This window comes from Ottowia sp. oral taxon 894, assembly GCF_001262075.1.
Taxonomy (GTDB): Bacteria; Pseudomonadota; Gammaproteobacteria; order Burkholderiales; family Burkholderiaceae_C; genus Ottowia; species Ottowia massiliensis.
The window spans coordinates 2,489,100-2,498,181 of sequence record NZ_CP012073.1 but is presented as its reverse complement, the minus strand read 5'-3'; the positions used below and the strand labels follow the sequence as shown (position 1 = coordinate 2,498,181).

Below are 9,082 nucleotides of genomic sequence, written 5' to 3'. Positions count from 1 at the left end.
GTTGCACAAAAGCGGACTTCAACACTTTAGAAGCTTGGATGTCATAGCGATAGCTGGGGTGATTACCAGTCGGGCAGACACAAGCCCCTGGGTTTTGCGTCTTCCTATACAAAGATACCCCTAGGAAAACGCCCCAGCTAGGCAGCAGATATCGCGCTCAATAGACTGGAAGCGCAAGTTCAGCTGGCTTTAAGGCGAATCCAAAGCAAGCCGTCCGGCTGGTATCACCCCCTCCATCTTTGAAAGGTCCTGTTATGGCTTCCGGTATTCATGGCACCAATCTCATTTCCCATACCAAGTTTGTGCCGCCTCCGCCCCCACCTCCGCCACCGCCACCGCCCCGCAAAGAGGTTGATAACGCCGTGCGCCAGCCAAACTTGCATGCAGGAAAGTCCGATGCGCCCCCGCCAGAGCGCTATGTGCAGCACGAAGTGCAAAAAAACGAAAACCTGACTGAAATCGCCCACCGCTACCAAACCTCCACCCCCATGCTGGAGGCAGCCAATCCGCAGCTGAACAATCCTGATGCGCTGGAAATAGGGCAAAAACTGAATGTGCCTATCGGCGCCAATTACGGAACCGAACCCACGCGCGATGTGCTGGAACCCGGCCAGACGCTGACCGACATGGCGCGTGAGCACCCAAACGTGAGCGCACGAGACATCGCCCGCGCCAACCGCTCCAGCGTGCCCAACAGCAACCGCGTGCAGGCTGGCCAAGAACTATGGGTGCCCGCGCAGAAAGATGCTTCACCGCTGGAGCAGAAAGTGCAGGCCACCGACCAGGCCCAGGCTTCGCTGGACCATGCCCAGCAGCGCTATGACTCGCTGCCGCCTGACGCCCACCCTGCTGTCCGTGAAGACGCACACCGCAGCGTGCAAACGGCGCAAGGCAATCTGAACCAGGCTGTGCGCGAAGAGCTGGACCTGCGCGCCAAAGACGCCACCCCGCCAGAAGGCGCCTGGAGCAATGATGAAGAACGCTACGCCGCTGCTGGCGCACAGCTGAAGGAACGCTATCAGGCTGACGCAGGCGCCACCAAGCAGCTGGACACGGCTTTGCAAACCCTGGCAAATGAACGCTATCGCGCCAGCCCCGCAGGCCGGGCGGAAGAAATCGTCACTCAGGCCACGGCGGCAGGCAAGTCGCCAGAGCAGCAAATGCAGGAGCTGTCCAAACGCTTGGCAGATGCACCGCCCGAAGTCAAGTCAGCCGTGGCAGCCAGCCCGAAGGGCCAGCAAATGTTGCAGGACGCAGCCAACTGGGCGACAGAACCGCTGGCAGGCGGTGATGCCCAGCAGGCTGAACGCGACCACGGCACCCCTTTGGCCGCAGGCATCCAAAGCGCAGAGCGCCTGGAGCAAGTCACAAGAGGCCTGCCGCCTGACATGGCCGCGCAGCTCACGGGCAAGGCCATGCCCACGATCGAAGCCTTCAGTGGCAGCTTCAAGGAACATTACCCCACGCTGAACTCGCCTTTCACAGACGATGGCTTCCAGAACCTGATGAAGGCAATGGACCGCGGTATCGATACCCCGCAGGGCCAGATCAACATGCAAAAACTGGCTGCGCAGGACGTATGGGACCGCACGGCCATGCATCAGCACATTGCGGAAGGAGGCCGCCCCGCCTACGCGCTTGAATGGGCCAAGCAGCAAGGCGTGGATATTGACGCCGTAAAGCAGGACATCCGTTCTGCCATGAAAACGTATGCCAGCAGCATTGACCAGACAGGCAAGGCATACGCCGAACACATGAGCGAGCTGGGCTGGCTGGTGGCCAATCATGGCGGCGCCATGACGCCTGAGCAGCTTGAGCAGGCCATTGCCCAATACGCCAAAGAAAAAGGCCCTGAATGGGAAGCCAAGGGCAATGAGCTGAAAGCCCGCCTGGTTGCGCATGGCGAAAAACTGGCAGGACAGATCGCCGATCTGGATCCGGAAGGCGGCGGCGCGGAAATCGCCAAGGAAATCCTCAGCAATCCTTCGGCGCAGCTGGCGTTCAGCTCCGCCGTGCAGTCAAACCCGGAACTTCTGGCTGGCGCGCAGGGCGAGAAAGTCGCCAACTTCTTCTCCAATCCGGGCGTGCAGGCCAAGCTGGGCGATCAGGGGCGCAAGCTGGTTAATGAACTGGCCTCGGCCTATGCCAAGGGCGTCGTTTTGGACAAGATTGGCAACCTGGACCCCAGCGATGCCGCCAGCGTGGCCAGCGCCAAACAAGCGCTGACCGGTCTGAAAGACTCACGCTTTGCCAAACTGCTGGGGCTTTCGCCCTCGCAGATGGACGAAGTCGTCTCGGCGCTGGAAAACACCATTCCCAAGGCAGGCGAATCGGCTGATGACATCGCAAAGCGCACGAGCGCGCTGGATACCAAGCTCAACGGCATCAAGGGGCTGAATGGTTCCACGGCAGCCGGGCGGCTGATACGCGGGCTGGGCATAGCGCTTTCTGGCGTGAGCTTCCTGGCTTCCACAGGCAAGGCCATCAATGACCCCACCGTCAAAAATGGCCTGCAAGCCATCGTGGGCGCTGCTGGTCTGGGCCAGCGCGGCAGTGAGCTTCTGGTGGCCATAGGCAAGGTGGATGCCGACTCCGCTTTGGGTAAGCTGGGTGGCAAAACTGCAGGCAAGGTGGTGGGTGCTTTAGGCGCCGCCCTTGACGCCTGGAGCATGGGCGAATCGTTTGCCTCTGGCGATATTCCTTCCGGCGTGCTGTACGGCACTAGCGCCGCAGGCGGCCTGATGGCCACTTTTGGCGCAGGCAGCATGGCCGGCCCCATCGGCATCGGACTGGTGGTGGTCTCCGTGATTGGCCTTGGCATATGGAACTCCGTGAAGGAAGCCAACAAGCACGAACCCGGCAGTGACGGCGGCGCATCTTTGCGGTTCCTGCAAAACGCAGGCATTTCCGAAGCAGCGGCCCAGGAACTGGTCAATCAGAACGGAAAGGGACACAGCCCAGTGCCGCTGCTGCTGCGTTATGCCGAACACAAGGGCTTGGACATGCAAAAACCGGAAGACCAGAAAAAGTTCGTTGACTGGCTCAACCACATGCCTCATGACAAGCTGGTCAATTTGCGTGACCGCCTGCACCAAACGCTTGACTACAACGACGGAAACATGGAGAAATTCCCGGCGGCCAAGGAGGGCGACGATCGCTGGAAGCCCGTCCAGAAAGTGCCAACGGGAGGCCCTGGTTACGGAACGATGGATGTCAATATGCCCCCCAGCTCCGCCGCGCAAATGGACAAGGTGCTCACCCACCTGGGTCTGCCCGTGCTCACTCCTTGACGGCAAACAAAGTCATCGCACATGTCAGCCACTACCTGTCCCCACTGCGGGCAACCCGCCATGTCTTCATTGAAGAAGCTCGCTCTCGGCTGGGCACGCAGCGTGCCTTGCAAGGCGTGCGGGCTGCGGGTTTCGGTTTCACCTTTGCCTGCCGTGGCAGCCATGCTGCCAAGCATGGCCGTGGTGCTGGCGGTCACATTGCGCTGGGTGCGCGATCCCGCCCTCATGATCATGCTGGGCGTTGTGGCCTTGTCGATTTCTTTTGTGCTGCACCTGTGGGCTGTTCCGCTGATCAGGACGCAACTGACTGATCCACGCGCCGTGGCCAGAGCGCGCGGCCAGGATCAGGGCGATCAGCCGCCTCGTTGAACAGGCGAAACCTCCGCGCTCTGCACGGTCAGCGCCAGCGCGCCGTCGGCCAGCGTGGCCCGCACGGGCTGGCCGGGCTGGGCCTGGGCGGCGCGGGTCAGGGGCAGGCCGCCGCTGGTTTGCAGCAGGGCGTAGCCGCGCGCCAGGGTGTGGCGTGGGTCGAGCAGGTCAAGCCGCAAGGCGGCGCGGGTCAGGCGCTCGCGTTCGGCTTGCAGGGCGCGGGCAGCAGCCAAAGGCCATGCCTGCGCCAGGCCTTGCAGGCGCTGGCGGGCGCTTTGCAGCGCAGGGGCGCTGGCGGCGGGCAGGCGCTGACAGGCGTGTGCCAGGCGGGCGGTTTCGCGCTCCAGCCGCAGGCGCAGGGCATGCAGCATGCGTTGCTGATGGCGCTCCAGCCGCAGGCGTTCGGCGGCCAAGGCGCTGGCAGGGCGGCCCAGACGCAGCGCCAGGTGATCCAGCCGCTGGCCTTGCGTGTCGATGCGGTGGCGCGCGGCGCGGGCCAGCCGCGCGGCTTGCGTTTGCAATGCGGCCAGCAAAGTGGCGCGGTCAGGGCAGGCCAGTTCGGCGGCGGCAGTGGGCGTGGGCGCGCGCAGATCGGCCACGAAGTCGGCAATGGTGAAGTCGCTTTCATGCCCTACGCCACTGATGACGGGAATGGGGCTGGCGGCAATGGCGCGGGCCAATGCTTCATCGTTGAAAGCCCAGAGGTCTTCAATGGCGCCGCCGCCGCGCACAAGCAAGATGACATCCACGCGCGGCTGCCGCTGCTTTTCCGGCGCCGCCGCACGGCGATGCAGCCGGGCCAGTGCATTCATGGCATGGATGAGTTCGGCCGGCGCGCCCGCGCCCTGCACAGCAGCGGGCGAGACGATGACGGGCACGTGCGGCGCGCGGCGGCGCAGGGACGTGAGCACGTCGTGCAAGGCAGCGGCGTGCAATGAAGTGACCACGCCAATGCCGCGCGGCTGCGCGGGCGGCGCCCGTTTGCGGGTGGCGTCAAACAGCCCTTCGGCCTGCAAGCGGGCCTTGAGCTGCAAAAACTGCTCAAACAATGCGCCCTGCCCGGCGCGGCGCATGGTCTCTACCACCAGCTGCAAATCACCCCGCGCCTCGTACACGCCCAGACGGCCGCGCGCCAGCACTTGCTCGCCATCGCGCGGCGCGAAATCCAGCCCGCTGGCCGCGCGGCGGAACATGGCGCAGCGCAGCTGCCCCGTTTCATCTTTCAGCGAGAAGTAGCAATGCCCGCTGGCCGCGCGCGAAAAGCCAGTGATTTCGCCCTGCACCGTCACCGGGTTCAGCCGCGCATCCAGCACCTGCGCGATGGCCTGGCACAACTGGCCCACGGGCCACACATCGGACTGCGGCAGGGCGGCTTGCAAACCACCCTGCGCAGCAGCGGAAAAACCGGCGCGAACGCTCACTGCCACGGCCACACCTGCCGTTCTTCCACAGAAAGCGCGCTCCCGGGGCAGGCGCGGCGCGCCTCCGCGCAAATGACGATTCGGCGTAGCAACTGCTTGATTTGAAATGATTTTTTCATGCCAAAAATTTCATCGACGCGCCCAAAACCGCATCAAATCAGGCTTTGCAAAGGCTTTTCCACCCGGTTTTTCACAGAGTTGTCCACAGAGCGTGTGGATGAATGCCAGCCAGCCCCCGGCCCGCCGCTTCCGGCCGTGCAACAGGCTGAAACGCGGGTAATGCGTGGGTAATAATTGCCCCTTATCACGCTTCGCAGGCGCTGGCACAGCCGGTTTCTGCTTTTTCATACAGTATTTTTGCAACGGAGAACCGTTTTGCTTTCCATCATACAAGCGGCCGGCTGGCCCATCTGGCCCCTCATCCTGGCATCCATCATCGCGCTGGCGCTGATCATCGAGCGCTTCATCAGCCTCAAGCCTTCGCGCATTTACTCGCCCAGCGTGGTGGACGAAGCCATCAAGGTCTCGCACCGTGGCGTGCCTGGGCCTGACACCGTCAATCAGCTCGCGCAGCATTCCACCGTGGGCGAAGTGCTGGCCGCAGGCTGGCGCGCGCTCAACAGCAACCCGCAATGCAGCCCTGAAGAAATGCGCGCGGCGCTGCAAGCCGCTGGCCGCAGCGCCGCGCACAAGCTGGAGCGCTTCTTGCCCGCTCTGGCCACCATCGCCTCGGCCGCGCCGCTGCTGGGCCTGCTGGGCACCGTGATCGGCATGATTGAAATCTTCGGCTCGCAAGCGCCTGCCGGCTCGCTTGCAGGCGGCAACCCGGCCAAGCTGGCGCACGGCATTTCGGTGGCGCTCTACAACACGGCCTTTGGCCTCATCGTCGCCATTCCGGCCCTCATCTTCTGGCGCTACTTCCGCGCCCGGGTTGATGGCTACGTGCTCGCGCTGGAGCTGGCCGCCGAGCGCTTCGCCCACCATCTGGAGCCGCTTTGCAAAGGCAGCAAGCGATGAAATTCAACCCCCGCCCCCACGCCGATCCGGAGATCAACCTCATCCCCTTCATCGACGTGCTGCTGGTCATCCTCATCTTCCTGATGCTGACCACCACCTACAGCAAATTCACCGAGCTGCAACTGAACCTGCCCTCGGCCAGCGCCGACGCCTCGCAGACACGACCGAAGGAAGTCGTTGTCTCCGTCGCCGCTGACGGCCGCTACATGATTGCCGGCCAGGAGCTGCCCGCCCGCGACACCGACACCGTGGCCGCAGCCCTCAGCCGCGCCGCCAGCGCGGCGGGCCAAGGCAGCGTCATCGTCATCAGCGCCGACGCACAGGCCAGCCACCAGTCCGTCATCACCGTGATGGAAGCCGCCCGCCGCCAAGGCCTGACGCAGCTGACCTTCGCCGCGCAAACCGGCGGGCAATAGCCGCCAGGCCGCCCAGATGGCAGGCGGCCGCAGCACCGAACGGCTTTTGCACGACTTTTCCGCCCAACTTCACTGCCGCCTTGCACCAGCGCTTTGGCCTGCCGCCTTCACGATGCAAGCGCGGCGGGTGAGAAGGAACCGCGCCATCAAGCTTTGGCAGACATGGCCTTATTGGCTTTAATTGGAAAGAAGTTTTCCAATTGCGCGTTTCCAAAACAGGCCATGAAATAAGAAAGGCAATGGCCGCAATCGTGCTGGCAGCCGCGCTTTTGCCGGGCTGCGGCGTTTTCAGCCACAAGCTGGCGCGGCCCATCGTTCATCACGCGCAAAGGCAATGGACGCATGAAAACACCGCCATTTACGGCAGCGTTTCCAGTTTCCGCGTGCGCCGCATGCAGGCCCGATGAAACCCATGAATTTCTCTATATCCACAGCCAACCAGCCGACGGCGCCTGCTCCTGCCAAATCATTTCCAAAATGCTGATGGCAGACTTTTTCAGCAGCCCGCCCGTCAAAGGTCCGTTCAGCCTGGGCCAATGCATTGGCGGTGCGGCCAGATAACACGCTTTCGCCGGATTTCATTCTGCGTCTTGCTGCCCATTCAATCCGCCGCCCTCCCACAAGCAGATTTCAAGCAGGCTCCAAGGGATCTTTTCGCTCTACTATCAATAGCAATATGTCCTAGTAGAACGGGCGCAGAAGGATATTTTTGCCCCATTGGATTTGCTTCTGTTTTTGATGCTGCAAGCTGTCGTGCAGCTGCTCGGTCAGCGCCGGGCCGCGTGAAGCAGTCGGCGCAGGTGAAGGCGATGACGGCGGCGCGCGCAGCACGAGCCAAGCGGGCGTAAAGCTGTTCACGGAGAAGAAAAAGCAGCGGCAATCCAGGCATGGCCGTTTGCGCGCGAGGGCGGCAAAGACGCGAGCGTCTTGACATCCAGGATTGATTTGCGCTGGCTCTCTGCTGAAGCGGCAGCGTGGGAAGGGGGCGAAAAGGGGAACGCTGTGGGGGACGCGAAAGGGAGAAGCGAAGCTTCTTGCTCCATCTTTTTGCTCCTTGTTTGATAGCGAAAACTCCCCGTATTTATTGCGACAAGGGCTGTTTCCATGCCCTTGAATCTGCTTCTGTTTTCATGAACACGCCCACGGCCTGGCCGCCTACGGCGGACTGGCCACTCAAACCGTCTGTGCCGTTCGGTCTGCCGCTGGCTGGGCACACGCTGGAGCGACGGCTGGACTGGATGGATCGCGCGCGAGGAAGGCATTTACCGGCTGGGGGCTGCTTTGGCCTGCCCCGTGGCTGATGAAGCGTGCAATGCCGTCAGCGCCCCGGTCTGGCGCTTGCTGACCAGCGGCCCGCGCGGCGTCCGCCTGCCAGCGGGTGAGCCAAAGCCAATCACCACCCGCCATTCCGCGCCTTCAGGCGGTGCGGCCCCGCCGCGCCTGGCGTTCGCTGTTTGACATTCCGCCGTTGGCTCACTGTGCAACGCCGCCCCGGGCCTGCTGGAGTAATCCGCCAATGGCATGGAGGGCCTGACAAACAACAGCCGCAGCCAACACGTGCAGCAAGCGCGCGGTCTGCCCGTGATCGCACGCTGAATACGCCAGCGGCCACGGCTACTGCGCCTGGAGTGAGGAAGTGCCGCCGGGTCTGCCAAGCCTGCTGGCGGCAGATGAGGCGGCGGGCCGCGAGGCGCACCATGAAAAAACCTGCAAATAGCCGATAGGCCGATGCGGGCGCACCCTCTGCCACCCGGCCCTGACGCGCCATGATCCGCCCGTTTTTCCGTCTGTTTCCCACCGGCGCATTCAGGCACGCCTCGCATCAAAAATAGAAGCAAATTCAAGCCATTAAAAATGCCATCAGCGCTGATTCCACTAAGACCCCCCGCTATCAAAGCAGAAGCAAATTCATGCCCCTGTCACGAGGCGGCTTGTCTGCTTGTGCACGGTGCCATCGCTTTGCCACGCCATTGCCCTTCATCGCCTCGTCCGCCCGTCCGCACTCGGCATGCGGGCAGTTCTCCATCCACTACCAAGGAGTTTTGAGCGTGATGAAAACCCAATCCATCCAGGGGCCGTCGCAGAACCCAGGCCCTGCTGCCCGCCGCCGCAGGGGCCGCTTTCGTGCCAGGCGCGCCGCAGGCCTCGCTCGAAGAGGAGGATGCGCCTGCCCAGTGGGGTGACAACGCCAGCGCCTTCCGCGTGCCCGCTTTTCGCTGATCAACGCCTGGCTCGACCGGAACCCAACCAGCCCTTTCCCGCCCTGCGCGGCAGCTTCGTGCAGCTGAACGCGCAAAACCTCGCTGGCAGGCGCTACGTGGCTTCCTGCGCTGGCGACTTTTCCCGTTTTCTGGGTCAAGGGCGCCGCGTGATGCTGAGCGCAGGCTACCGGTAGCAAGAGCTGGCAGCAACTGAAAAAAGGATGGGCGCGTCTGCGCGAACGCGCTTCGCGCGCTGCTCCCGGCCTGCATCCACCCAGCGGGATTTCCACGCCGTCCGCAACCGGCTGCGCGGCATGCGCCAGCAGCTTTCAGCCTGCCCGTCAAGGCTTGGCAAAAAAGCGGGCGCA

Annotated in this window: 7 protein-coding genes; 5 read left to right on the top strand and 2 right to left on the bottom strand. The window is 63.1% G+C overall.

The annotated features are described in order from the left end of the window. The first annotated feature begins 362 nt into the window (after positions 1–362). Together ADJ79_RS11020 and ADJ79_RS11015 are read left to right on the top strand one after the other, a co-directional pair. The gene (locus tag ADJ79_RS11020; RefSeq protein ID WP_172674056.1) at positions 363–3,290 is read left to right on the top strand and encodes a LysM peptidoglycan-binding domain-containing protein; all 2,928 of its coding nucleotides are present in this window, start codon (positions 363–365) and stop codon (positions 3,288–3,290) included. A gap of 153 nt (positions 3,291–3,443) precedes the next feature. Beyond that, positions 3,444–3,659 carry a hypothetical protein gene (locus ADJ79_RS11015; protein WP_146006791.1) on the top strand — a complete coding sequence of 72 codons (216 nt, stop codon included), beginning with the start codon at positions 3,444–3,446 and terminating at the stop codon, positions 3,657–3,659. On the opposite strand, the gene xseA is transcribed toward ADJ79_RS11015, so the two are convergent. Then, complete coding sequence (xseA, locus tag ADJ79_RS11010; protein ID WP_050716582.1) at positions 3,644–5,038, bottom strand: exodeoxyribonuclease VII large subunit; 1,395 nt, start codon at positions 5,036–5,038, stop codon at positions 3,644–3,646. The genes ADJ79_RS11015 and xseA overlap by 16 nt on opposite strands. A 417-nt stretch (positions 5,039–5,455) precedes the next feature. On the opposite strand from xseA, the gene ADJ79_RS11005 reads away from it, so the two are divergent. Both ADJ79_RS11005 and ADJ79_RS11000 read left to right on the top strand, forming a co-directional pair. After that, complete coding sequence (locus ADJ79_RS11005; RefSeq protein WP_050716005.1) at positions 5,456–6,097, top strand: MotA/TolQ/ExbB proton channel family protein; 642 nt, start codon at positions 5,456–5,458, stop codon at positions 6,095–6,097. Next, positions 6,094–6,513 (top strand): biopolymer transporter ExbD, encoded by a 420-nt coding sequence (locus tag ADJ79_RS11000; RefSeq protein WP_050716004.1) that lies wholly within the window; start codon positions 6,094–6,096, stop codon positions 6,511–6,513. Before ADJ79_RS11005 ends, ADJ79_RS11000 begins: the two co-directional genes overlap by 4 nt. A gap of 146 nt (positions 6,514–6,659) precedes the next feature. Here the strand turns inward: ADJ79_RS11000 and ADJ79_RS14500 are convergent, their stop codons facing one another. Beyond that, on the bottom strand, positions 6,660–6,857 hold the full coding sequence (locus ADJ79_RS14500) for a hypothetical protein (RefSeq protein ID WP_156304164.1): 198 nt from the start codon (positions 6,855–6,857) through the stop codon (positions 6,660–6,662). On the opposite strand from ADJ79_RS14500, the gene ADJ79_RS14495 reads away from it, so the two are divergent. Next, positions 6,856–7,074: a hypothetical protein gene (locus ADJ79_RS14495; RefSeq protein WP_156304163.1), complete on the top strand. Its 219-nt coding sequence runs from the start codon at positions 6,856–6,858 to the stop codon at positions 7,072–7,074. The two genes, ADJ79_RS14500 and ADJ79_RS14495, sit on opposite strands and share 2 nt — an antisense overlap. The last annotated feature ends 2,008 nt before the right edge of the window (positions 7,075–9,082 follow it).